Raw genomic sequence first — 23,426 nt, 5'->3', positions numbered from 1 at the left:
TGACTACAGCATAATTCCTTAAAGTTGAATCAGTTTAAGGAATTATGCTGTAAATATAAAGTATTAGAGCGACCTTTGTGCGCCCAAGAGGGCGCACGGCGCTCTAGGCTCCAAACCCAATTAAACATTTGATCAAATTACTTCTTCATGATTCACTCTCCTGATAACGGGAGTTTTGGAGCATGGCAGGAGAATTCTGGCTTGATGATCGGCAATGGGCAGTGATCGCTCCTTTGCTTCCAACGAACCAACCCGGCGCGCATCGAACTGACGACCGCCGGGTGATTAGCGGCATCATCCATGTGCTGCGCACTGGCTGTCGGTGGCAGGATTGCCCCGCTGTCTACGGTCCCTCGACAACCATCTACAATCGTTTCCATCGTTGGTCTGCCAAAGGCATATGGCGGCAACTATTCGAAGCACTGGTGCAGACGACCAATCGCGACATTCACATGATCGACAGCACCACCGCAAAGGCGCACCGATCTGCTGCTGGCGGAAAAGGGGGGCGGAAGCTCAAGCCATCGGTCGATCGCGAGGCGGCAGATCGACAAAAATACATGCTGTTGTCGATGGTTGTGGCCGCCCAGTCGCACTGAGAATAACCCCTGGGCAGCGCGGTGACGCTCCCATTGCCATCCCACTGCTTGAGCCACTGCCGCCAAGCAACCTGTGCGCTGCCGATACGGCTTACGATAGCAACGCGTTACGCGATTTTCTCAAAGCTCGCGGCACTGAACCGGTCATTCCAAATAATCCGACCCGTAAGCGGATCAAACCTTTCAACCCAATTGCCTACCGCCGCCGAAACATCATCGAACGCACCTTTTGCCGCCTCAAGGACTGGAGGAGGGTCGCGACACGATATGACAAGCTCATGCTGAACTTTACAGCCACATGCTATATCGCTGCCATCGTCACATGGTGGCTCAATTGAGTCTGGACCCTAGCGCTTCTTCTTGTCTGAAAGCATGCTGACAAGTGCAATGCCGACCAGCGGCAACGCGACGGCCAGTATCGGACGTTTCAGTATAGATGGCACCGTGGCAATTGCAGCCGTGGCCATCAGGGCCGATTTGTCCGCCTCAATGCGCTGCTTGCGTTTTTTCTCTTCTGCAGCCGCCTGAATTTTCAGAACAGCGAGAATCAGCAGAGCGAGGATCAGCGACAGACCCGCAAGAATCAGCGCTGCAATCGGTCCGCCGTAGTTTTCCGCTAGAGCCAAAAAGGCCGCGACGCAAAGAAACACAACAGCGATAAGGCCGAAGACAGCAATTGCCGCCCCAAAAATGGCGGCACGCTTGGCTCGTCCAGTGAGGAGCTTCAGCTCTTCACCGGCAAGGGATGCCACGACTGGCGCCAAAAGTTTCAGCATGGCGCGGATCAGCGACGCGAGAGGAGGGCGAGCAGATAACCGACGCCGACAGCTGTCGCGAGCGACGCAATCGGCCGGGCGCGGATCGTCTCGGTCAGCTGAGCTTCGACGTCTTGCGCCTTGTTCTTGAGGTCGCCAACCACGTCTTCGCTTTGCACATAGGCACTTTTATAGGTTTCTTTGGCAGTGCGCTTCGCATCGCGGACGGTCTGCAAGCCGAGATTAGCCAAGGTAGCAGCAATGGCTGCAATATCTTCCTTGAGTTGTTCGACCTGTGACTGAAGGTCTTCGGTTGTCGAATCCGTCAGTGCTTCTTCGAGCTTTTCCTCGATTTTCCGCGTATTTGTTGTTCCGCGCGCCATGTCAGGCCTCCTGTTCGATCTCTGGTCTGCAACACATGTTGTTCAGCCAAGATAACGCTATTCAGGCCCAATGGTTGCATGCAAAGCCGCAGGTCAGCAACTCAATGCATGACCTACTGCAAGTCATGGTAAACATCGGCGGGAGCCGCAGATGGGCTGTTGTTCTTCTCGCCTCAGGCGAAAAGCAAATATGCGGCACCAAGCAGGGTTATGAAAGCCAGACCGTAATGGGATGGCTTCAACAGCGGCTGCTGCACAGGCAATGGGTCTTCATTGCCGGCCATGGCCGTGCGTGCCGCATTTTCGAGGGTCTGAATGTCCTTGAACATCATTGGCATGTCCTCCACAGGCCTCAACCAGGTCCGTGCACTTATGAGAAATGTCGGTCCTGACTGTCTTGTCTATATCACGTCTGATTTGAAGTTTTTATGCAATAGGTATTTCTTCCGCGGTTCAGTTCATTTTGCGGACCTCTAACGTGGGAAAATATAACTAAATTCAAAACATGACTTGCATCATCAGGTTAATGGGAGTTAAGAAAAGGCCGACAAGCGGCGCGACGGTCTGCATGAACGATCAGTCATAAGCGCTCGGACCTGAACAATCAAAAGGCGATCAAGATGACTGGTTTCTGGCGAAAAGGCTTCACGGCTGCGGCGATGGGCGTGGGGCTGCTGGCATTTGCGGGTTCTGCACTTGCGCAAGGCGCGTCCGAGCCTGCCACCAATAATCCGGCCGCAACAAGTCCAGCGCCGACAACGCCAGCGCCAAGCACACCTGCTGCAAGCGAGCCGACAGCTCCGGCACCTGCAAGCCCAGCACCTGCAAACTCGGCGCCAACTGCTGAACAGCCAGCGACCGCACCTTCAGCGACGCCATCAAACGAGCCTGCTGCAACCCAACAGACCGCGCCTGAAGTATCACAGCCTGTGACAACCGCAGAGGCGGCACCCACATTCGTATTACCACATGATCTTTCGCCTTGGGGCATGTTCATGGCCGCCGACTGGGTGGTCAAGTCGGTCATGATCGGCCTTGCCCTGGCATCGCTTGCAACCTGGACCGTTTGGGTTGCCAAATCCCTTGAACTTGCTGGTGCACGCAGCCGCGCCAAGCGTGCCATGAAGGTGATCGGCCATTCGGCGACGCTTTCTGAGGCTGTACGGTCTCTGGACGGTGCGAAAGGCCCTGCTGCAATTCTGGTACGTGCTGCCGAAGATGAAGTTCGCCTCTCTGGTCCGGCACTGGCCCGTGCAGGCGGTGAAGGTCTTAAAGAACGCGTTTCTTCGCGCCTGTCGCGTATCGAAGCGAAGGCTGGTCGTCGTCTTTCCAAAGGTACGGGCATTCTCGCAACCATTGGTTCAGTTGCACCTTTTGTGGGTCTGTTCGGTACTGTCTGGGGCATCATGAACTCGTTCATCGGCATCAGTCAGGCACAGACGACCAACCTCGCTGTCGTCGCCCCCGGTATTGCAGAAGCATTGCTTGCAACGGCTATCGGCCTTGTGGCGGCTATCCCGGCGGTTGTGATCTACAACGTCTTTGCTCGTGCGATCACAGGTTATCGTCAGCTTCTGGCAGATGCGTCTGCCGGTGTTGAGCGTCTGGTGAGCCGCGATCTCGACTTCAAGACTGCAGGTGTGCCTGAGGGCAAGCTGCACGCTGCGGAGTAACGTTTATGGCTGGCAAAATTCGCGAAAGCGACGGCGACGATCTGGAGCTGAACCACGAGATTAACGTGACGCCGTTCATCGACGTTATGCTTGTTCTTCTGATCATCTTCATGGTTGCGGCGCCGTTGGCAACGGTCGACATCAATGTCGACCTTCCCGCATCAAGCGCAACACCTGCGCCACGCCCGGACAAGCCGATTTATGTGACACTGAAGGAAGATCTGACGGTCAGCGTTGGCAATGACACGGTGGTTCGTGAAGGTCTCGGGCCCAAGCTCGACATCGTGTCGGAAAAGAACAAGGAAGCCCGTGTCTTCCTGCGTGCTGACAAGAATGTTGGCTATGGCGAGCTGATGCGTGTGATGAACCTGCTGCGTGAAGCAGGCTATCTCAAGATTGCACTCGTTGGACTTGAGACCATTGGTGCTGCTACGCCTGATGGCTCTGCAGCAGCAGCCCCAGATCAAGCTCCGACCCAAGCTCCAGCTATTCAGGGAGCTCAGTAAATGGACAGACTCCCGCCCGAACATCCCCCTATAAAGAATGTGGCGTCGACCGATAGCCATCATCATTCCTTCTGGCATGATGCAGGGCGCTGGATCGGTGCGGGTATTATCGTTCTTAGTGTTCATGCCGCCGGTGCTTATGCTGTGCATCTGACGAAAGAGGAAGATCAACCGGATGGCGCGCAGGTCGCAGCCATGGTGATCGAACTTGCGCCTGAACCTGAAGCTCCGATGGAAGAGGTGGCCTCTGAGGCTCCACAGCAGGAAACAGCTGCAGAGCCTGAAGAACAGGTTGAGCCTGAACCGGTGCCGGAAGAAATCAAGGAACCAGAGCCAGAGCCTGAACCGGAACCTGTAAAGGAACCGGAAGAAGTGATTCCGGATGTGGTTGAAGCGCCGAAGCCGGAAGTGGCTGTGCCGCTGCCGATTGAAAAGCCTGAGCCAAAGCCGGAAAAGAAGGTTGAAAAGCCGAAGCCTGAGAAGCCGAAACCGGTGCAGAAGGTCGAAAAGCCAAAGCCCAAGAAGGCGGAGCCTGCCAAGGAAACACGTCAGGCCAGTGCACCGCGCATGGATGTTGATGCAGGTGCAAAAGCTGTAGCCAATCGCCGGGGCGACAACAATGCTTCTGCCGGTGTCAGTTCCAACAAGTGGCAGGCCAAGCTCTATTCGCATTTGTTGCGCCGTACACGTTCTTTGCAACGTAAGGCCGGAAGCGGCGTAAAGGGTACGGCCCAGGTCGCTTTCGTTGTTGATCCATCCGGAAATATTCTTTCCGTAAGGTTGGTTGGATCATCAGGCAATCCAACTGTCGATCAGCTGGCAGTTGAAGCAACGCGTAATTCGTCGCCTGTGCCTGCTCCTCCAGCGGCAATTGCTAAGCCGAGAATGCCGATTACGGTGCCAATTCAGTTCAAATAAGCTTTTGGAATTTCTTCATTAGAGCGCGTTTCGATCTGATTGACTCGGATCGGCGCTCTAACTCATTTTACTTTAAGCATAGTCTTATCGATCCTCGTTTCACTCCGATAGGACTATGCTCTAAACAAAAAGCCCGGCTTTCATGCCGGGCTTTTTGCTTCTGTTCTGGCAGTTGCGTAACTTATTCCGATGAGAGCGCTACCGCTGGCAAAAGCCGCGAGGCTTTACGTGCGGGCAGAAAGCCAAACACAAGACCTGTTGCAAAGGCGCAGGCAAAGGCGAGAAGCACAGGACCTGCGCTGAAACCAACAGGCACACCTGCCCAGGATAGGGCCGCTGCCGTGCCGACGCCGAGAATAACACCAACAGCACCACCAATTGCCGAGACTGTCAGCGCTTCGGTGATGAACTGAAGAAGAATGTCGCGTCGTCGTGCGCCTGTTGCCATGCGAACACCGATTTCACGCGTTCGCTCAGTGACGCTGACCAACATAATGTTCATGACGCCGATGCCGCCGACCAGAAGCGAGATTGCGGCAACAGATCCCAGAAACAGCGTCAGGGTCGATCCCATCGCTGCCGCGTCATCGCGAATCGAGGACATGTTTGTGATCATGGTGTCACGCTGCTTGTGGCGGTGGTCCAGCAATTCCTGAATTTGATCCTGTGTCGTATCGATCAGATCCGAGTCTTTCACCTGAACCGTAATTGTGCGGACAAATTTCTGGCCAAACAGTCGGAGATTTCCGGTCGAAAGCGGTACGATCACCACGTCGTCCTGATCCGACCCACCAAAGCCAGCTCCTTTGGGTTCCAAAGTACCTATCACCTGAAAAGGTATTTTCTGGATCAGGATGTATTGACCAATGGGATTTGAGCCATCCGGGAAAAGTGTTTTGACCACCGTAGCGCCCAGCACTGCAACGGGCGCATAGGTTTCCATATCATGATCGGCGATGAAATCGCCTGTTGCGACCTTCCAGGATTTCGCTTCCGTGAATGCCGCAACGGTGCCGTTAGCCTGCGATTGATAATCGACATTGCCGCGCCGGAGCGTAACGCTGCCAGTCACTTCTGGAACAGCCGTTTTTATGTTGGGCAGCTGCAGGATAGCGTCGGCATCTTCCGGCACCAGCGTTGCCACTGAGCCAGAGCCACGAAAACCCGGCATGGATGGTCGAATGAGCACCAGATCGGTGCCCATTGCGTTGATACGGTCAAGAATAGAATTCTGCGCGCCTGTGCCGATGGCAAGCATGGTGACGACCGAACTCACACCGATGACGATGCCGAGCAAGGTGAGGATTGTGCGGAAAATATTGGCGCGCAGCGCACGCATTGCCATTTTCACCGCTTCCGAAATATCGGCAATATGTGCGGCGCCACTTGCTGTCATTTGCTGCAAGGTTTGTGGTGCATCGCTAATCGGCATTTCACGATTGGTTGTGTCGGACAGGATCTGTCCATCGCGGATTTCGATCAGCCGGTCTGCCCGTTCCGCAACTTCACGGGCGTGGGTGATCACGATAATCGTATGACCCTGTTCATGCATGGAGCGAAGCAGCGCCATGACATCTTCGCCACTCTGACTGTCGAGCGCGCCTGTCGGTTCATCCGCAAGAATAATGCGTCCGCCATTCATAAGCGCACGCGCGATGGAAACGCGCTGCTGCTGACCACCGGAAAGCTGATTGGGGCGATGGTCCAAGCGGTCGCCGAGTTTCAGTGAGTTGAGAAGTTCGGCCGCGCGTTCATGGCGTTCGGTGGCCGGCATGCCTGCATAGATCGCCGGAACCTCGACGTTTTCTTGCGCGGTCGATGTTGCAATGAGGTTGTAGCTCTGGAACACAAAGCCGAAGGTGCGGCGGCGCAATGCGGCCAATTCGTCTGCATCAAGGGTTGATACATCTTCGCCATCGAGCAGATATTCACCGCCGCTGGGACTGTCGAGACAGCCCAGAATATTCATAAGCGTCGATTTACCCGAGCCTGATGCGCCCATGATAGCCACGAACTCACCGGCGCGTATATCAAGCTTAATGCCATGCAGAACCTCAACGGCGAGATCGCCATTGTGATAGGTCTTGCTGATATTGTTCAGTCTGATGAGGGGCGCGTCGTTCATGGATGCTCCCATCAGAAGAACATGCCGCCGGGCCTGCGACCGCGCTGGGTTGAGCCTGCCGTTGCCGAGGCGGAGGTGACAACCACCTTGTCGCCTTCTTCAAGCCCGCTCTTGATTTCCGCCTGTACGCGGTTACGAACGCCCACCTCTACGGTGCGCTCCGTGGTGGAGCCGCTTTTATCGACGACCTGAACCGTTGCTTGTGGTTTGCCTTGGCCTTCGCGCTTGGAATTGAGCGCTGCGGTCGGAACGATCAGCACATTGTCGGCGTGATCGAGAACGAAATAGACCTGTGCGCTCATATTGATCATGAGTTCGCCAGTTGGGTTGGGAACGTCGAACAATGCATAATAGAGAACGACATTGTTGTCGGTCTGTGGCGTTGGCTTGATCTGACGCAGTGTGCCGGTAAACCGTTTGTCAGGCTGGCCGAGCAAGGTGAAATAAACCGGCATATTGGGCTTAAGTTTGCTGATATCGGCTTCAGAGACCTGTGCCTCGACCGTCATCACCTTGAGATCCGCAACCGTGACGACCGTCGGCGCACTTTGCACGGCGTTCAGTGTTTCGCCTTCCTTGGCGGCTTGGTCGACGACGGTGCCAGCCATCGGGCTGTAAATCTTGGTGTAGCCGAGATCGACCTTATCGCTGGCAAGCTGCGCTTCCTGCTGGCGGATTTGCGCGCTTAAAGCTTTCACGTCAGCGTCAGCCATGGCGAGATCAGCATCAGCCTGATCGATAGTCGACTGGGAAGCATTGCGGCTTGCGAGCAAGGAGCGCTGACGGGCAGCATTCGACTTTTTCAGCGTTAGTTGCGCTTGCTTGCTTAAAAGCTGGGCTTTGAGATTGTCGAGCTGCGCACTGGCGATTTCAACTTTTTTCTCAAACGGCGAGGGGTCAATCTCGGCAATCAGGTCCCCCTGTTTGACCTCGTTGCCAACTTCGACCTTGACGCTTTTAAGCTGTCCGGAAACCTGAGCGCCGACATTGATACTGCGCAGGGCGCTGAGCGTGCCGACGGCGGTGATCGAATTTTCGATATTTCCGCGTTCCACTGTTTCGGCCAGATAGGTGCTTTTCTGGCTACCGCTTTCGCGTGCGCTCAGGAAATACCAACCCGCGCCCAAAGCGATAGCGGCGATTGGTAACCAGACCCACAAACGGCGTCGATTACGCGGTGCACGCTTGGCTGATGCGGTCTTTTTCTGACCTGCCGGAAGTGAATCGGTGGATCTAAGCACCCTGTACCCTCTGAGAATTCAATATAAAGTAGCTGTATTAATCAGATATCTATGCTCACCCACTCAAGAATTCATCTTAATTATTTGTCATGCGCGGAATGGTCCTAGAGCTTAGATTCGCGAAAAATCTGCTGAGAAAAGTGATCTAAAGAGTGCAAATAAAAAAGCCGGAACGAGGTTCCGGCTTTTCATAATGCTTGCTTGGTAATTTATTCAGGCCGTTCCGGTCGAACCAAAACCGCCCGCACCACGGGCGGTTTCGCTGATTTCGGAACGTTCTTCGATCTTTGGCTGAACGACAGGTGAGAAGACAGCTTGAGCAATGCGCATGCCGCGTTCGATGCGGAAGTCGTCGTCGCTCAGATTGATCAGAAGGACCTTCACTTCGCCCCGATAGTCCGAATCGATTGTGCCCGGTGTGTTGAGGCAGGTGATGCCGTTCTTGAATGCGAGGCCCGAGCGAGGGCGGATCTGAACTTCGTAGCCTTCCGGGATTTCAAAGATGAGGCCAGTTGGCACCAAGGTCCGGCGGCCCGGCAGAAGTACGATCTGGCGGTCTTCGGCAACAGCCGCACGGAGATCCATGCCAGCAGAGCCGGAAGTTTCGTAAGCGGGGAGTTCAAGGCCGTCCGCATGTTCGAGGCGGATGATGCCGAGCGTTGGTGCTAGAGCGGATGCTGCGGTCATGAGGGAGCCTTTCCTGCGAAAATTCAAATTGGCGACGCTCATACGTGAAATTGCACCAAAGGTGTACAGTCTATTTGACGTTTTGCAATGATACTGCGGCACAGGATCATGCTTTTACACCATGAGCTGCGATGTCTGAGCCAATTCAATCCCGTTCCAGCGGTACGGACGTGGTTTCCTTGATCTCTTCCATCACGAAAGAGGCTGACACATCTGACAGGGGGACGCTGGCAATCAGGCGCTGATAGAGCCGGTCGTAGGCTTTGACGTCGGAAACACGCGCTTTCAGCACATAGTCGAGATCGCCCGTCATGCGATAGACGCCAACGATTTCAGGAAAGCGCGCCATGGCCGAGCGAAACTTGCCCAGCCAATCAGGATCGTGGCTCGATGTGCGAACCAGAATGAAGACCGAAAGGCCGCAACCAGCCATCTCGGCATCGACAAGAGCGACACGCGCCTTGATGAAGCCTTCATCTTCCATGCGCTTGACGCGCCGCCAGCAGGCATTGCGCGAAAGATGCACACGCTCTGAGAGAGAATCAACGGACAAGGTTCCGTCAATTTGCAGTTCACCCAATATTTTGCGATCAATTTCATCCAATGAAGGTTTCATATTGGGATATTTGTCTCAAAGAATCGTATTTATCAAGGACAAATTGAGATTTCATCTCGTTTGCTTTTGCTAAAATGATTTTCTAGACAAGGTGCAATCTGTGCCGCGTAACGGGAACAAATTACTCATTGACGGGAGTATTTCCAATGACAACACGTATTACCCGCCTCTTTACCGAGCATCCGGAATCTGTTGACGAAACCTATTTTCAGCATATGGCCTTTGCCGGTCGTTTTTCATTCAAGCTTTTTTGCGCAGCGTTCGCAGCGCTTATCCATGCAATTTTGCCATTTTTATTCGAGAAGACGGCAAGCACGATCGTCCGCCAACTTTATGAGCGGACACACAACCGGGGCCGGTAATTTCCGGATCAAACATGTGCCGTTGGGCCGCCTATCTCGGACCTGAGACTTATCTGGAAGACATTATTTCGTCTCCCTGCCATTCGCTCGTGGCCCAAAGCCACGATGCGCATGAAGCCAAAACACGTACAAATGGCGACGGTTTCGGGGTTGCCTGGTACGGAAATCGCGATGAACCGGGGCTTTATCGGGATATTCTGCCCGCTTGGTCTGATCAAAACTTGCGGAGCCTGGCGCGGCAAATTCAGTCGCGCCTTTTTCTTGCGCATGTCCGAGCATCAACGGGCGGACTAACCAGCCGCTCCAATTGCCATCCATTTGTGTCGGGCCGCTGGAGCTTCATGCATAACGGCCAGATTGGCGACTTCGACCGGTTGCGGCGCAGGCTTGAAGGCCACTTGAGCGACGACGTCTATCGTCAGAAACACGGTGCAACTGATTCAGAGCTGATCTTTCTGCTGATGCTGGAGTTTGGGCTTGATGGCGATCCTGCACTGGCCATGAAACGTATGGTCGCAACGATTGTTGAAGAGGCTGTGCGCGCCGGAGTTCCACCTTTTTTGCGGCTGACTGCGGCTTTTTCCGATGGGAACCAGCTTTATGCGATCCGCTATGCCACCGATGCTTTTGCGCCAACACTTTATACGGCGACACTGGGCAGTGCGTCTGGTATTTGCGTGGTTTCTGAGCCGCTTGATGGCGATAAGGCAAACTGGATGGCGGTGCCGGCAAACAGCTTTGTCACTGTTTCCCGGCAGGGGCGTATTGCGATTGATGTCTTTGAAGGACCGATCTCTCAGCCCCGCGACGCAGTTAAGGCTTAGGCGCTGCCGATCAAAATGCCTGCGGCCAGAACCAAAGCGCCGCCGAACACCACTTGCAACGCCGCGCGGAAGAACGGCGTTTCCATATAGCGGTTCTGGATAAAGGCGATTGCCCAGAGCTCGAAGAACACCAGAATCGCTGCAATCGTTGTTGCGGTCCAGAAATCGCTGATCAGGTACGGCAGAGTATGGCCAAGGCCACCCAGTGTCGTCATGATACCGCAGGAGAGCCCGCGTTTGATGGGTGAGCCTCGACCAGACAACTTGCCATCATCATGTACGGCTTCGGTGAAGCCCATGGAAATCCCCGCACCGACCGATGCCGAAAGGCCAATCAGAAATGTCTGCCATGTATCCTGCGTAGCAAAGGCTGCAGCGAAAATCGGCGCAAGGGTCGAGACTGATCCATCCATGAGACCCGCCAGACCCGGCTGCACATAGGTCAGGATGAACCGTTTGCGCTCGAGCGCGCGCTCCTCATCTTGCACCGTATGTGGTGTCAGTTCGTGCTCCAGCGCCTCGGCTGTCACCTCATGCTTTTTTTCCTGCTGGGCCAGATCCCCAAGAAGCTTACGCGTGCCAGCATCAGTTACACGCTTCGCGGCCTCGATATAAAAGCGGTAAGCTTGTTCTTCCATCTGAGTTGCGGCGTCGCGCACCTTGTCGATGCCAAGTGGGCGCACCAGCCAGTCGGGCTTGCGCTCAAAATAGCCGCTGACATGTTCGCGACGGATCAACGGGATGCGTTCACCGAAGCGCGCGCGATGCCGTTCAATCAGCGCATCACGGTGCTCATGTTCTTCTGCCGCCATTTGTTCGAATATTTTTGCCGACTGCGGAAACTCGTCACGCAGACCATCGGCATAAGAGAGGTAAATACGTGCATCATCCTCTTCAGAGGATATGGCCAGCGCCAATATTTCCTGTTCGGAGAGCGAATCAAAAGGTCGGCGACCATTGCGAAAGAATCGGCTGAGCATTTCAAAATTCCACAGTTTAGAATAATTCTAAAATATGTTTTATCGTGTAGAAGTCAAGCTTTGCAGCGCCCGCAACTGGAGCATTAGAGCGCCGATCTGATAAAATCATATCAGCGCATCTCAAAGTTTGCTTTCACGTACATCTTGTCCGAAAACCGTTTCACACTTTTCGGGATGCGCGTTAAAACCCACTCCAAAATACAACGACCAGAAAAGAATTGGATCGATGGCACCGACAAACTCTCATGCAAGCAACAATCCCCGACCATTAAACCGGCAGGATTTTCGTACCCTAGGCCTCTCGGCTCTTGGCGGCGCGCTGGAGTTTTATGATTTCATCATCTTCGTCTTTTTTGCGAGCGTGGTCGGCCATTTGTTTTTCCCGCCCGACATGCCCGATTGGCTGGTGCTGATCCAGACTTTTGGTATTTTCGCGGCAGGTTACCTGGTGCGCCCGATTGGTGGCATCGTGCTGGCGCATTTTGGCGACAAGTTCGGCCGTAAGCGCGTATTTGCTTTCTCGGTTTTCCTGATGTCGATTTCGACATTGGCCATGGCCTGTTTGCCAACCTATGCAACGCTGGGTGTTGGTGCGCCAATCCTGTTGATTATCTTCCGCATGTTGCAGGGTGCTGCCATTGGCGGTGAAGTGCCTGGCGCATGGACCTTCGTGGCCGAGCATGTACCGGCCAATCGTGTTGGCATGGCGTGTGGTTTCCTTTGCTCGGGTCTGACGCTTGGCATTATGATCGGCTCGCTGATTGCAACCGCCATCAATTGGATTTTCACCCCGGAAGAGCTTGCTGCCTATGCTTGGCGCATTCCGTTCTTCATCGGTGGTATTTTCGGTCTGTTTGCCGTTTATCTGCGCCGCTGGCTGGCTGAAACGCCGATCTTCACCGAGATGAAGAACAGCCATTTGCTCAAGGACAAGCTGCCGCTTGGCACGGTTCTGCGCAACCACATGCATGGTGTTGTCATTTCCGTGTTGCTGACATGGATTCTGTCGGCAGGCATTGTCGTCACGACGCTGATGACCGCCACATTCCTGCAGAAGCTTTACGGCTATACGCCGCTGGAATCGCTGGCTGCGACGAGCTTTGGTACGCTGTTTCTGATGTTTGGGACCGTGACTGCTGGCGCGATTGTCGATCGTATCGGCAGCGGAAGATTCTTCGCGGTCGCTGGTGTCTTTTTCGGTGTTGCAACCTTCGCGTTCTACACCTATGCGGCGGTTTCCCTGCCTGTTCTGTTCGCGCTGTATGCGGTGATGGGACTTTCTGTCGGTATGGTTGGCGCTGTTCCTTATGTGATGGTGCGCGCTTTCCCAGCGCCTGTCCGCTTCTCTGGCCTGTCGTTTTCCTACAATATTTCCTATGCGATTTTTGGTGGTCTGACGCCAGTTGTTGTAACATCGTTGCTCGCGGTCAATCCGATGGCACATGCGTGGTATCTGGTGTTCATCGCCGTTCTGACTTCCGTGCTCGGCCTTTACCTGATGGCGCGCAGCGATCAGGTTGAAGGCGAGATTGGTCTTGACGAGCTGCCAGTTGGGGACGTTGTTACACAGACGAACTAAACAAAAAGGCCGCGAAAGCGGCCTTTTTGTTGCTGATCAGAGAATCTTTTGCATGAAAGTCAGATCGAGCCAGCGTCCGAATTTCTGGCCGACTTGTTTCAGCGTTCCGCAATCTTCAAAGCCTTGCGATTTATGGAGCGCAATGGAGGCTGCATTTCCTGATTCAATGCCCGCCACGAGTACATGGACCTTGCGTTCACGGGCTTCTTCGACAAGCTCGGCGAGAAGGGTGCGCCCAATACCGCCGCCGCGGGCGTCGCTTGCAACATAGACAGAGAGTTCGGATGAGTGGCGGAAACCCTCGAAAGGGCGGAAAGGGCCATAACTCGCATAGCCGACAACTTGCCCTTCACGTTCGGCAACAAGCACCGGAAAGCCGTCGCGATTGCGGGCTTTGAGCCATTCACGGCGGTTTTCCAGATCGACAAGTGTGTCGTTCCAGATGGCGAGGGTGTTCTCCACCGCGTCATTGTAGATTGCGAGCAGGGCAGGGAGGTCAGCTTCGTTGGCAAAGCGGATAGTCAGGGTCATTTCAGAGGCCTTTATAGAAAAGTGTGGTCGCACAGGGGCTTCCGTCAGGATAAAGCGCATAGTTCGGGATCACGCCGACCCGTTCCCAGCCAAGATGGGTATAGATTGCTTCCGCATGACTGCCGGTCGCGGTGTCAAGGCAGATGAGTGTCTTGCGATGGTTGCGAGCACTTTCTTCGGCTGCTTCCATCAGTTTGCGCGCAATGCCAAGGCCGCGCGCTTTTGTATGGATGAGCAGCTTTTTGAGGTCGGCGCGATGCGGCTGATTTGGCATTTGCGACAGGCCAAGCTGTACCGTGCCGACGATCTCGCCCTGATGTTCGGCAATCAGAAGCGCGGTCTCGCCAGCATCGACTTCATTGGCGACACGGTTCCAGTAGGGGATGAAATCATGCGTTTCGCATGGTGCCATGAAGCCGACCGATGCGCCGCCATTCACGCAATCCGTAATGATTTCGGCAAGTGCCGGGATGGCGGCTCTGGCTTCTTCGAAATTGAGAACGCGAATCATGCTTATTGCTTTCAAAGACTGCTGCGGCGTTCAAGTACGATTGTATAGCGTGCGGTCGACATGCCGGGATTATGAAAGGTGATGCCCTCGACGAGTGGCATGTAAAGACAGTCGCCGGCTTGGAGCCGATATGCGGTTTCACCAACCGTGATTTCCATTTCGCCCTTCAGGAGCCACAAATGCTGTGTGATGCCTGCATTGGCTGTTTGTGGAGCGAAGGCGACCTTTGCCCCTGCGGGAAACTCGACCTCGATCATGTCGATGCTCGATCCCGTTCCTGGTGGCGAAACAGACCGCCGGATATAGCCTGTATCCGGATCACGCCAGACTGGCTGGCGATCATGCGTGAGCAAGGGAGAAGCAGGGGCTTCCGCATCAGCAAAGAAGGCTGAGAGCGATGTGCCGAGAGCTGCACAAATGCGCGCCAGAAGCTGTGCGGTCGGGCTGGTTTCGCCACGCTCGATCCGCGAGATCATGGCGCGGCTGACACCTGACGCATCCCCAAGCGCATCCAGCGTCATGCCTTGCGCAAGGCGCAGGCGGCGCAGATTGTCGCCGATGGCGTTATCGAGCCGATCTATTACGTTTTCCATTATGATAGAATTAATATCTATTATAATGGAGTCAAGCGTTATTCAGGATAGCAGACAAAAGAATGCGGCGGGATTTCTCCCGCCGCAGCCAAACTATTTCTACAATATTGGTATCAGCCCTGCGCCTTCAGTTCCAAACGGCGGCGATGCAGAACAGGCTCAGTATAGCCATTCGGCTGTTCGCGGCCCTTGAAAACCAGATCGCAGGCAGCCTGGAAGGCAATTGACTTGTCGAAGTTTGCGGCCATCGGGCGATAAAGCGCGTCGCCTTCATTCTGCTTGTCAACGACCGCGGCCATCCGCTTCATGGTTTCCATGACCTGCGCTTCTGAAACCACACCGTGATAGAGCCAGTTTGCGATGTGCTGAGCGGAAATGCGCAGCGTTGCGCGGTCTTCCATCAGGCCGACATTGTTGATGTCCGGCACTTTCGAGCAGCCGACGCCCTGATCAACCCAGCGCACGACATAGCCGAGAATGCCCTGCGCGTTGTTGTCGATTTCCTTCTGAATATCTTCCGGCGTCCAGTTTGGACGGCTGGCAACAGGCACTAACAGGATATCATCGAGCTTGGCGCGTGGGCGGCTCTTGAGTTTGTCCTGAACGGCAGCCACATCAACCTGATGATAGTGTGTTGCGTGCAATGTTGCAGCGGTTGGCGATGGCACCCAGGCGGTGTTCGCACCAGCCTTCGGATGAGCGATTTTCTGTTCCAGCATCGCAGCCATCAGGTCCGGCATGGCCCACATGCCCTTGCCGATCTGCGCATGGCCGGACAGGCCACACTCAAGACCGATATCGACATTCCACTGCTCATAAGCGCCAATCCATGCGGCCTGCTTCATGTCGCCCTTGCGGATCATCGGGCCAGCTTCCATCGACGTATGGATTTCGTCGCCGGTGCGGTCGAGGAAGCCAGTATTGATGAAGACCACACGTTCTTTTGCTGCGCGGATTGCTTCCTTGAGGTTGACCGTGGTGCGGCGCTCCTCATCCATGATGCCGATCTTCAGCGTATTCGGCTTCATGCCGAGTAACTCTTCGGTGCGGGTGAAGATTTCATTGGCGAATGCCACTTCTTCCGGGCCGTGCATCTTCGGCTTGACGATATAGACCGAGCCTTCCCGTGAATTCAGGTGGCGACCATTCGGGCCGATGTCGTGCAGTGCAATCAGGCTGGTGAAGGCCGCATCCATAATGCCTTCCGGCACTTCATGGCCTTCTGCATCGATGATCGCCGGGTTGGTCATCAGGTGACCAACGTTACGAACCAGCATCAGCGAACGACCCTTGAGGGTAAGTTCGGAACCATCGGCAGCCTTATAGCTACGGTCGCCATTGAGGCGACGCGTCATCTGCTTGCCGTTCTTCTCGAAGGTGTCTTCGAGCTTGCCGCTCATGAGACCGAGCCAGTTACGATAAACGGCAACCTTGTCTTCGGCGTCAACAGCAGCGATCGAATCTTCGCAATCCTGAATCGTACTGATGGCCGATTCCAGAACCATGTCTGCGATATGTGCCGGGTCGGTCTTGCCGATCGGGCTGTCCGCATTGATTACGATATCAACATGCATGTCGTTTTTGGCCAGCAGCACATTGGTCGGTGCCGCTGCATCGCCATTATATCCCTTGAACTGGCTGCCGTCCTTCAAGGCGGTGCTCGAACCGTCGGCAAGCGATACAGCGAGTTTGCCGTCCGTGACGGAAAGGCCTGAGACGTCGGCCCACTTGCCCGCATTGAGCGGTGCGCTTTCGTCGAGGAAATTCTTGGCCCATGCGATGACTTTTTCACCGCGCTTCGGGTTGTAGCCTTTGCCCTTTTCTGCGCCATCATCTTCAGAGATAGCATCGGTGCCGTAAAGCGCGTCATAGAGCGATCCCCAGCGTGCATTGGCAGCGTTGAGCGCGTAGCGTGCATTCATGACCGGAACGACAAGCTGCGGACCGGCGATATGCATGATTTCCGGATCGACATTGGCGGTTGAAACCTTGAACTCTCCGCCTTCCGGCAGGAGATAGCCGATGTCCTTCAAGAACTGCTGATAATCAGCTTGCGAATAATCCTTGTCGCGATTTTCTTTGTACCAGGCATCGATCTTGGCTTGCAGATCGTCGCGTTTTTTGAGGAGTGCGCGGTTCTTCGGCGCGAGGTCGCGGATGATGGCTGCGAAGCCCTTCCAGAATGTTTCTGGTTCCACGCCCGTTCCCGGTGCGGCTTCCTTGGCCAGAAATTCCACCAGTTCGGGGGCAACACGCAAGCCTTCAATCTCAACGTAATTATTTGTTGTTACGTTACCCATGGCTCCGCCTCCTTCAATATAAAACAATACCGCCAGTGTCTTTCAACGCCAGCTTCATGCATCCTTGAACCGCTTTAGCGCGCTTACGTCAATCGGCCCGCGGGCACATCATCTGTGACGCTGCGGCGAAAATGGTCTTTAAAGTGATAGTCTTGCGCGTATATCGTCAGGCGTAAAGCCCTGTTCGCGCAAAGATGCAAGTGCGGTGTCCTTGCGGCTTTTGGAGAGTTTCAACCCATCATCGCCCAGCACCAGATCGTGATGATGATAATGCGGTTCCGGCAGACTGAGTAGGGTCTGCAACAGCCGGTGTACGGATGTTGCATGAAAAAGATCGCGTCCGCGGACAATATGAGTGATGCCTTGAAGGGCATCGTCCACCACGACTGACAGATGATAGCTGGTGGGTGTATCTTTGCGCGCAATCACCACGTCGCCCCATTGTGTGGGGTCCGCGGGTAGGCGACCAGTCTCGCCATCTGGGCCTTTGCCGCTTTCGTTCCAGAAGAGTGTTTTGCCTGTGGTTGCAAGCGCCTTTTCCATATTGAGCCGCCATGCATAGGGTGCACCAGAAACAATGCGCTCCATTTGTTCTTTTTCACTGAGGTTACGTTCGCCCTGGGGATAGAGCGGCGTACCGTCGGGATCGGACGGCCATTCTTTGCCTTTGGCGTGCGCTTCGCCGATTTGTTCGCGCACTTCTGTGCGACTCAAAAAGGCGGGATAGACGAGACCTTTGTCGGCAAGCTTGGTCAATGCGTTGCGATATTCGCCAAAATGCTCCGACTGGCGACGCACCGGCTGTTCCCATTTTAGCCCAAGCCAATGGAGATCATCATAGATGCCCTGTTCGAGTTGAGGCGTGCAACGGGCGGTGTCGATGTCTTCCATACGCAGAAGAAAACGACCATCGCAGTCGTTCGCCATGCTTGCGTTGAGAAGGGCGGAATAGGCATGGCCAAGGTGCAGTTGGCCATTGGGGCTAGGGGCAAAGCGGAAAACAGATTTTGTCATGATCATGTCAGTTGATTGTCATTTGACGGTATTGGTACTTTGCAAGTTAATGAAATGAAAGGCCATCTTATGCTGCGGATCGATACATTGAGCGATATTGAGGCCGGGCTTGAGGCACTGGTGCTGGTCGATGCCCGACTGGTCGATATACGCAGCCGTTCTCATCAAGTGCCGCTTCGCCGATCCGAGCCGGGGTTTGAAAGCCTTGCTTCAATTATTGTCGCACAACAGGTCTCAACCGCGAGTGCGGCTGCGATCTGGGCACGGTTCAAGCAGGTGGTCGATCCTATGACGCCGGAGGGATACATTGCGGGCGGCGAAGAAGCGTGGCGATTTGCCGGGCTTTCGCGTCCGAAGCAAAGAACGCTTTTTGCGCTGAGTGCAGCTTTGGCAGAAGGTGCGATTGACCTGCATGGACTTTGCGAACTGCCTGCGGAGGAAGCGATCAAGACATTGACAGCGATCAAGGGTATCGGCCCCTGGACCGCTGAGGTTTACCTGCTTTTTGCAGCCGGTCATCCAGATGTATTTCCGGCAGGCGACGTCGCCTTGCAAACTGCGGTCGGTCACGCTTTTGCGCATGAAACACGGCCGGATGCCGCAGCTCTTCGTCTGCTTGCGGAAGATTGGGCGCCATGGCGTGGCGTGGCAGCGCGTTTGTTTTGGGCATATTACGCTGCAATCAAAGGCCGCGAGGCGGCGCCGCTTCTGTAAATCTTGCGTGTTTCCGGGGACATAAATGCGTTTCCGCTTCACAATCCTGTCACGTCGGGATTACATTATTCGCATCAGGTGATGACGGCATTTCGATTCGCAGAAGCTTGATATCCTGCCTATCGCACTTGCCGCTTTCACAAGATCGGAGCGTCGTAGGTTGCGCCCAGAATGGACGCGCGGCGCTTCGATGAAGAACGCAATTCCGCATGGAAAGCCATTCGCACTTTTCCTTTCGGAGTTGCTCTGAAGGAGGTGCGCCCTTGAATGTAGCCGTCTCTCCCCGGACCGTGTCGAGCAGTGGATTACCCGCGCTGGTCCTCAATGCGGATTATCGTCCGCTCAGCTATTACCCTTTGTCGCTCTGGTCCTGGCAAGACGCGATCAAAGCGGTGTTTCTCGAGCGCGTGCATATTGTGGCGGAATACGACCAGATCGTATCATCCCCCTCATTCTCTATGCGCGTTCCCAGCGTGATTTGCTTGAAGGATTATGTGAAGCCACCGCGCTATCCGGCGTTTACGCGCTTCAATTTGTTTCTACGTGATCGTTTCGAATGCCAGTATTGCGGCTCTCTGCACGATCTGACTTTCGACCACGTCACCCCGCGTTGCCATGGCGGCGAGACGACGTGGGAAAATGTGGTCGCCGCATGTTCTCCGTGCAATTTGCGCAAAGGCGGCTTGATGCCGGCTCAGGCGCATATGTGGCCGCGCCAGAAGCCGGTCACGCCCACTGTGCAGGATCTGCACAATAATGGGCGCCTTTTCCCACCCAACCATCTCCACGACAGCTGGCTCGACTTTCTGTATTGGGATGTTGAACTAGAGCCTTAGTGTCTGTTCCAAAAGTCGCCAAGCCGGTCTGCAAATTGCAATTTGTCTGCGTTCCGATGCTCATGTACCCAAAAGTACACTCCGCTTCGGTACTCGAAAATCACCATTTTCGCCACGGCCTGCCGCTTTTTGATTTAGACACTATTCTGAGACATGCTGTAGAAAGAACAATTCCCTCAGAAATCGCTCTTACTTCCCAGCTTTTGCAAAAGCGCCGTAGTAGCCGATCGCTGCAAAGAGCAGGCTTGCGACGACGTTCCATCCGGCAAAAGACAGGCCAAGGAAAAAGCCTGGTGCACTGTCACATGCTGGTGGGCGGGTCGCGTTGAGATCGCCGAGCAGATTGCCTGCATCTAGCGTCACTTTCATGGTCGCTGCACTGCAATCAGCCGGACCCGGCCAATATTTTAGCTCGACGCCTGTGTGATAGATGGCGAGCGCCAGACCAAAGGTCATCAGCAGCGCGCCGATCAGGATCAGGCCGCGCGTCAGGATTGGAGGCCATTTCAAGCGATAGGAAACCAAGGCCGCAACAAGAACGGGAACGCCGATATAATATGGCGTACGCTCTTCAAGGCAGAGCTTGCAGGGCATGAACCCAGCCAGATGCTCGAAGCCGAGAGCGGTTCCAACGGTTGCGGCCAATCCGACTGTCATGATGCCAGCGGACCAAGCCTGAATTTTGCCGACCGGTTTGTTGAGTGCAAATGCCATATGAAATTCCCTGAAGCGGCTCTCAGTATTTATCCTCACGCAAAAAGCTCACGCACTTTTGCTGGAAATGCTCTTTGGTCCAGATAAGCTAAATTGCTGCTTTGTCTCCAATCAGTTTATTTTGACCGACTTGAGGCAAAATCAGGCGTGGAGATATTTAACCGCCAGGAACATCGCGATCAGCACCACGGCAACCAGCCCAGCCAGAAGGCCGAGGCGCTTTTCGATAAAACCACGGATCGGTTCACCGTAGCGCTTCAACAGCCATGCAAGGAAGAAGAAGCGTGCGCCGCGAGCCACGATTGCCGATGCAATAAACAGCCAGATGTTGATGCCAGCGGCTCCCGATAGGATCGTCACCACCTTGATAGGCGGCAAATGGGCCAGTCCTGATGTGATGAGCATCAGAAGTATCATGTCAGCGCTGGTCGTGCCGCGCATTTGCTCAAATGTGTCGAGCTTGCCATACATTTCTAATACGGGTTTAGCGACCTGCTCATAGGCATGGTAGCCGAGATACCAGCCTGCGATGCCGCCAAGAACGGAAAATATGGTTGCAACCAAAGCATAGCGATAGGCCCGCTCGGGGCGGGCGAGCGCCATCGGCAGATACAGCACATCAGCTGGGACGAGAAAAACTGAGCTTTCTACAAAAGCAATGAAAGCGAGCCAATATTCGGCAGACTTTCGGGCAGCAAGCGAGATCGTCCAGTCATAAAGTCGGCGCAGCATGAAGTTTTCCGGATTTTTGCGGGCAAACACCCAAGGATTGTTTGCGTCGTCTATAAATAAAAAAAGTGGCGCGAACAATGCGCGCCACTTTTTTGAATCTGCTTTCTACGGAAGCGAGAGCAGTTCTGGTTTAAAAATAAATGTCAGAACGGCTCTCGTTTTTGTCTTTACGCACTATCCCGCGCAAAGCCGCTTCGCACTTTTGCTGGAAGTGCTCCATCGAAAGAGAGCGATTTTTAACGCTTGTAAGCGCTGCAGATGTATTTGGTTTCGAGATATTCCTCGATGCCGTATTTCGAACCTTCGCGCCCAAGACCCGACTGCTTCACGCCGCCGAAAGGTGCGACTTCATTCGAGATCAGTCCAGTGTTGTGGCCCACCATGCCATATTCCAGACCTTCGCTGACCCGGATCGCGCGGCTGAAGTTCTCTGTATAGAAGTAGGCAGCCAGACCGAAGATCGTATCATTGGCCATGGCAATGACTTCTTCTTCCGTGTCGAAGGCGAAGAGCGGTGCAAGCGGGCCGAAGGTTTCTTCCTTGGCGACAATCATGTCGGAAGTCACGCCGGTCAGAATGCCCGGTTCAAAAAACAGACCGCCCAGTTCCTTGCCGCCTGTGATGAGCTTCGCACCCTTGGAAACAGCGTCTTCGATGTGCGCTTTGACCTTGGTGATGGCTTTTTCTTCAATCATCGGTCCGATGACGACACCCGGTTCGGTGCCATTGCCGACCTTCAGCTCTTTCACTTTGGCTGCCAGCTTTTCAGCAAACTTGTCGTAGATGCCGCGTTGAACATAGATGCGGTTGGCGCAAACGCAGGTCTGGCCAGCGTTGCGGTATTTCGAAATCATTGCGCCATCAACAGCAGCATCGATATCCGCATCATCGAACACGATGAAGGGTGCGTTGCCGCCAAGCTCCAGTGAAATACGCTTGATGGTCGGTGCGCACTGCGCCATCAAAAGACGGCCGACTTCGGTCGAGCCCGTGAAGGACAGTTTGCGCACAATCTCGTTGCTGGTGAGTTCAGCACCAATTTCGCGTGCTTTGCCAGTCACGATCTGCAGAACGCCTGCTGGAATTCCGGCCTTTTCCGCCAATACACCAAGGGCGAGAGCCGTCAGCGGAGTGAGATCGGCGGGACGGACAATCATTGTGCAGCCAGCGGCTAGGGCAGGTGCTGCCTTACGAGTAATCATTGCCGCTGGAAAATTCCATGGGGTGATTGCAGCGGTCACGCCGACTGGCTGGCGGATAACAGTGAGACGTTGCCCATTTTGCGGGGCAGGGATCGTGTCACCATAGACGCGTTTGGCTTCCTCGGCGAACCACTCGATGAAGGAAGCGGCATAAATAACTTCACCGCGCGCTTCGGCGAGTGGCTTGCCCTGTTCCGATGTCATTATAAGAGCAATATCATCGGCGTTGGCGACGATCAGATCGAACCATTTGCGCAAGATACCTGCGCGTTCCTTAGCGGTCTTGCCGGCCCATGAAGGAAGCGCCTTGTTCGAAGCGTTGATTGCTTCTTTAATAGTATCGACCGACAGGGAGGGAACAGTGCCAACAAGGGAGCCGTCCGCAGGGTTGGTCACATCAATGGTTTTGCCATCGGCGGCGTCAATCCAGCGGCCGTCCACAAGGCATTGCGATTTGAGCAGCGATTTATCTTTCAAGGCAATCATATCTGATGTTCCATCCCGGTGTTGCGTCAAAGAGCGGTTCAATATATTGAACGCTATACGATATACTGAATAAATCAGCCGACAGAGCTAAAGTCAATTCATCTGTCGGTTGGCTGAAGAGGGCAAATGGACAAAACTGTACTCGATGATGAAAGTTCCTTGAAGCTGGTTCCAGCAGTGGTGAGGGCGACGCAGATTCTCGATTGTGTTGCCGGGAGCCGTGATGGGCTCAAACTTTCGGATATCGTTCGTCAAACCAAATTACCCAAAAGCAGCGTTCATGGGCTTTGCCAGACACTGACCCATCTGAAGCTGTTGAAGCTCAACAGTGATGGAAGCTATACAATGGGGCCGCAATCGGTGCGTTGGGCCAATGTCTTTCTGGCCGACAGCGATATTGTCGATGCTTTTCATGATGTGGTGGCAGAAGCCGAAGGGCTTGGCGCTTATACATTGACGCTCTCGCATCTGGAGGGTCCGGAAGTCATCTATCTGTCCTGCCGCAACTCGACGGCGCCTCTCGGCATCACATTCCGCATCGGGAT

General features: G+C 54.5%; 25 protein-coding genes and 1 pseudogene (1 of these 26 cut by a window edge). 10 read left to right on the top strand and 16 right to left on the bottom strand.

Translation table 11 applies throughout. The features are described 5' to 3' along the window. Nucleotides 1-182: 182 nt before the first annotated feature. Nucleotides 183-868, top strand: a pseudogene (locus tag CES85_RS18885) (IS5 family transposase); the annotation flags it as partial. Nucleotides 869-946: 78 nt separating this feature from the next. Here CES85_RS18885 and CES85_RS18880 read toward each other — a convergent pair. From CES85_RS18880 to CES85_RS27455, 3 genes are all read right to left on the bottom strand, one after another. Next, complete coding sequence (locus CES85_RS18880) at nucleotides 947-1,375, bottom strand: phage holin family protein (protein WP_095447301.1); 429 nt, start codon at nucleotides 1,373-1,375, stop codon at nucleotides 947-949. Between the two features lie 8 nt (nucleotides 1,376-1,383). Then, complete coding sequence (locus CES85_RS18875; RefSeq protein WP_095447300.1) at nucleotides 1,384-1,737, bottom strand: DUF883 family protein; 354 nt, start codon at nucleotides 1,735-1,737, stop codon at nucleotides 1,384-1,386. 173 nt (nucleotides 1,738-1,910) lie between these two features. After that, complete coding sequence (locus CES85_RS27455; RefSeq protein WP_167388302.1) at nucleotides 1,911-2,069, bottom strand: hypothetical protein; 159 nt, start codon at nucleotides 2,067-2,069, stop codon at nucleotides 1,911-1,913. 288 nt (nucleotides 2,070-2,357) lie between these two features. Between CES85_RS27455 and exbB the strand changes: the two genes are divergently transcribed. The 3 genes from exbB to CES85_RS18860 are packed head-to-tail and all read left to right on the top strand — an operon-like array spanning nucleotide 2,358 to nucleotide 4,834. Then, the gene (gene exbB, locus CES85_RS18870; RefSeq protein ID WP_095447299.1) at nucleotides 2,358-3,410 is read left to right on the top strand and encodes a tonB-system energizer ExbB; all 1,053 of its coding nucleotides are present in this window, start codon (nucleotides 2,358-2,360) and stop codon (nucleotides 3,408-3,410) included. Between the two features lie 5 nt (nucleotides 3,411-3,415). Continuing rightward, the gene (gene exbD / locus CES85_RS18865) at nucleotides 3,416-3,916 is read left to right on the top strand and encodes a TonB system transport protein ExbD (RefSeq protein ID WP_095447298.1); all 501 of its coding nucleotides are present in this window, start codon (nucleotides 3,416-3,418) and stop codon (nucleotides 3,914-3,916) included. Continuing rightward, nucleotides 3,917-4,834, top strand: a complete 918-nt coding sequence (locus CES85_RS18860; protein ID WP_095447297.1) for an energy transducer TonB family protein — start codon at nucleotides 3,917-3,919, stop codon at nucleotides 4,832-4,834. Between the two features lie 181 nt (nucleotides 4,835-5,015). On the opposite strand, the gene CES85_RS18855 is transcribed toward CES85_RS18860, so the two are convergent. From CES85_RS18855 to CES85_RS18840, 4 genes are all read right to left on the bottom strand, one after another. Then, nucleotides 5,016-6,971, bottom strand: coding sequence for a MacB family efflux pump subunit (locus CES85_RS18855; protein ID WP_421522417.1), 1,956 nt, complete (start codon nucleotides 6,969-6,971; stop codon nucleotides 5,016-5,018). After that, entirely contained in the window at nucleotides 6,971-8,200 is a 1,230-nt protein-coding gene (locus tag CES85_RS18850) for an efflux RND transporter periplasmic adaptor subunit (RefSeq protein ID WP_095447295.1), read from the bottom strand. The genes CES85_RS18855 and CES85_RS18850 overlap by 1 nt, the downstream gene beginning before the upstream one ends. 213 nt (nucleotides 8,201-8,413) lie before the next feature. Continuing rightward, nucleotides 8,414-8,887: a dUTP diphosphatase gene (gene dut / locus CES85_RS18845; protein WP_095447294.1), complete on the bottom strand. Its 474-nt coding sequence runs from the start codon at nucleotides 8,885-8,887 to the stop codon at nucleotides 8,414-8,416. Nucleotides 8,888-9,032: 145 nt separating this feature from the next. Then, the gene (locus CES85_RS18840; protein ID WP_095447293.1) at nucleotides 9,033-9,503 is read right to left on the bottom strand and encodes an Lrp/AsnC family transcriptional regulator; all 471 of its coding nucleotides are present in this window, start codon (nucleotides 9,501-9,503) and stop codon (nucleotides 9,033-9,035) included. A gap of 146 nt (nucleotides 9,504-9,649) precedes the next feature. Here CES85_RS18840 and CES85_RS18835 point away from each other — a divergent pair, with 146 nt between their 5' ends. Together CES85_RS18835 and CES85_RS18830 are read left to right on the top strand one after the other, a co-directional pair. Further along, on the top strand, nucleotides 9,650-9,865 hold the full coding sequence (locus tag CES85_RS18835; RefSeq protein ID WP_064321024.1) for a DUF6356 family protein: 216 nt from the start codon (nucleotides 9,650-9,652) through the stop codon (nucleotides 9,863-9,865). A gap of 14 nt (nucleotides 9,866-9,879) precedes the next feature. Next, nucleotides 9,880-10,689 (top strand): class II glutamine amidotransferase, encoded by an 810-nt coding sequence (locus tag CES85_RS18830; protein WP_095447292.1) that lies wholly within the window; start codon nucleotides 9,880-9,882, stop codon nucleotides 10,687-10,689. Here the strand turns inward: CES85_RS18830 and mbfA are convergent. Beyond that, nucleotides 10,686-11,669 carry an iron exporter MbfA gene (gene mbfA / locus CES85_RS18825; protein ID WP_095447291.1) on the bottom strand — a complete coding sequence of 328 codons (984 nt, stop codon included), beginning with the start codon at nucleotides 11,667-11,669 and terminating at the stop codon, nucleotides 10,686-10,688. The genes CES85_RS18830 and mbfA overlap by 4 nt on opposite strands. 226 nt (nucleotides 11,670-11,895) lie before the next feature. On the opposite strand from mbfA, the gene CES85_RS18820 reads away from it, so the two are divergent. Beyond that, a complete protein-coding gene (locus CES85_RS18820; protein WP_095447290.1) occupies nucleotides 11,896-13,248 on the top strand; it encodes an MFS transporter in 1,353 nt (450 codons plus the stop codon). A gap of 36 nt (nucleotides 13,249-13,284) precedes the next feature. Here CES85_RS18820 and CES85_RS18815 read toward each other — a convergent pair whose 3' ends face one another. The 5 genes from CES85_RS18815 to gluQRS form a co-directional block, all read right to left on the bottom strand. Beyond that, nucleotides 13,285-13,779 (bottom strand): GNAT family N-acetyltransferase, encoded by a 495-nt coding sequence (locus CES85_RS18815; RefSeq protein ID WP_095447289.1) that lies wholly within the window; start codon nucleotides 13,777-13,779, stop codon nucleotides 13,285-13,287. Nucleotide 13,780: 1 nt separating this feature from the next. Then, a complete protein-coding gene (locus tag CES85_RS18810; protein WP_095447970.1) occupies nucleotides 13,781-14,296 on the bottom strand; it encodes a GNAT family N-acetyltransferase in 516 nt (171 codons plus the stop codon). Nucleotides 14,297-14,301: 5 nt separating this feature from the next. Further along, nucleotides 14,302-14,883, bottom strand: a complete 582-nt coding sequence (locus tag CES85_RS18805; protein ID WP_095447288.1) for a helix-turn-helix domain-containing protein — start codon at nucleotides 14,881-14,883, stop codon at nucleotides 14,302-14,304. Between the two features lie 113 nt (nucleotides 14,884-14,996). Beyond that, the gene (locus CES85_RS18800; protein WP_095447287.1) at nucleotides 14,997-17,183 is read right to left on the bottom strand and encodes a malate synthase G; all 2,187 of its coding nucleotides are present in this window, start codon (nucleotides 17,181-17,183) and stop codon (nucleotides 14,997-14,999) included. Nucleotides 17,184-17,321: 138 nt separating this feature from the next. Next, nucleotides 17,322-18,197: a tRNA glutamyl-Q(34) synthetase GluQRS gene (gene gluQRS / locus CES85_RS18795; RefSeq protein WP_095447969.1), complete on the bottom strand. Its 876-nt coding sequence runs from the start codon at nucleotides 18,195-18,197 to the stop codon at nucleotides 17,322-17,324. Between the two features lie 69 nt (nucleotides 18,198-18,266). Here gluQRS and CES85_RS18790 point away from each other — a divergent pair, with 69 nt between their 5' ends. After that, complete coding sequence (locus CES85_RS18790) at nucleotides 18,267-18,911, top strand: DNA-3-methyladenine glycosylase family protein (RefSeq protein ID WP_095447968.1); 645 nt, start codon at nucleotides 18,267-18,269, stop codon at nucleotides 18,909-18,911. Nucleotides 18,912-19,174: 263 nt separating this feature from the next. Then, nucleotides 19,175-19,747, top strand: coding sequence for an HNH endonuclease (locus tag CES85_RS18785; RefSeq protein WP_095447286.1), 573 nt, complete (start codon nucleotides 19,175-19,177; stop codon nucleotides 19,745-19,747). A 189-nt stretch (nucleotides 19,748-19,936) separates the two neighbouring features. Here the strand turns inward: CES85_RS18785 and CES85_RS18780 are convergent, their stop codons facing one another. The 3 genes from CES85_RS18780 to CES85_RS18770 all read right to left on the bottom strand — a co-directional run bounded on the left by CES85_RS18780 (nucleotide 19,937) and on the right by CES85_RS18770 (nucleotide 22,881). Beyond that, entirely contained in the window at nucleotides 19,937-20,461 is a 525-nt protein-coding gene (locus tag CES85_RS18780; RefSeq protein WP_095447285.1) for a disulfide bond formation protein B, read from the bottom strand. Nucleotides 20,462-20,602: 141 nt separating this feature from the next. After that, on the bottom strand, nucleotides 20,603-21,193 hold the full coding sequence (locus CES85_RS18775) for a YqaA family protein (RefSeq protein WP_095447284.1): 591 nt from the start codon (nucleotides 21,191-21,193) through the stop codon (nucleotides 20,603-20,605). Nucleotides 21,194-21,429: 236 nt separating this feature from the next. Further along, entirely contained in the window at nucleotides 21,430-22,881 is a 1,452-nt protein-coding gene (locus CES85_RS18770) for an NAD-dependent succinate-semialdehyde dehydrogenase (RefSeq protein ID WP_095447283.1), read from the bottom strand. 126 nt (nucleotides 22,882-23,007) lie between these two features. Here CES85_RS18770 and CES85_RS18765 point away from each other — a divergent pair, with 126 nt between their 5' ends. After that, nucleotides 23,008-23,426 carry the 5' portion of an IclR family transcriptional regulator gene (locus CES85_RS18765; RefSeq protein WP_095447282.1) on the top strand. Its footprint extends 382 nt past the window's final position, so 419 of the gene's 801 nt are visible here — the first part of the coding sequence; its start codon is at nucleotides 23,008-23,010; its stop codon lies beyond the right edge, outside the window.

The sequence above is a fragment of the Ochrobactrum quorumnocens genome (assembly GCF_002278035.1).
Taxonomy (GTDB): domain Bacteria; phylum Pseudomonadota; class Alphaproteobacteria; order Rhizobiales; family Rhizobiaceae; genus Brucella; species Brucella quorumnocens.
Note: the sequence above shows the minus strand (reverse complement) of the source record. Positions and strands in the feature narration are given on the sequence as shown.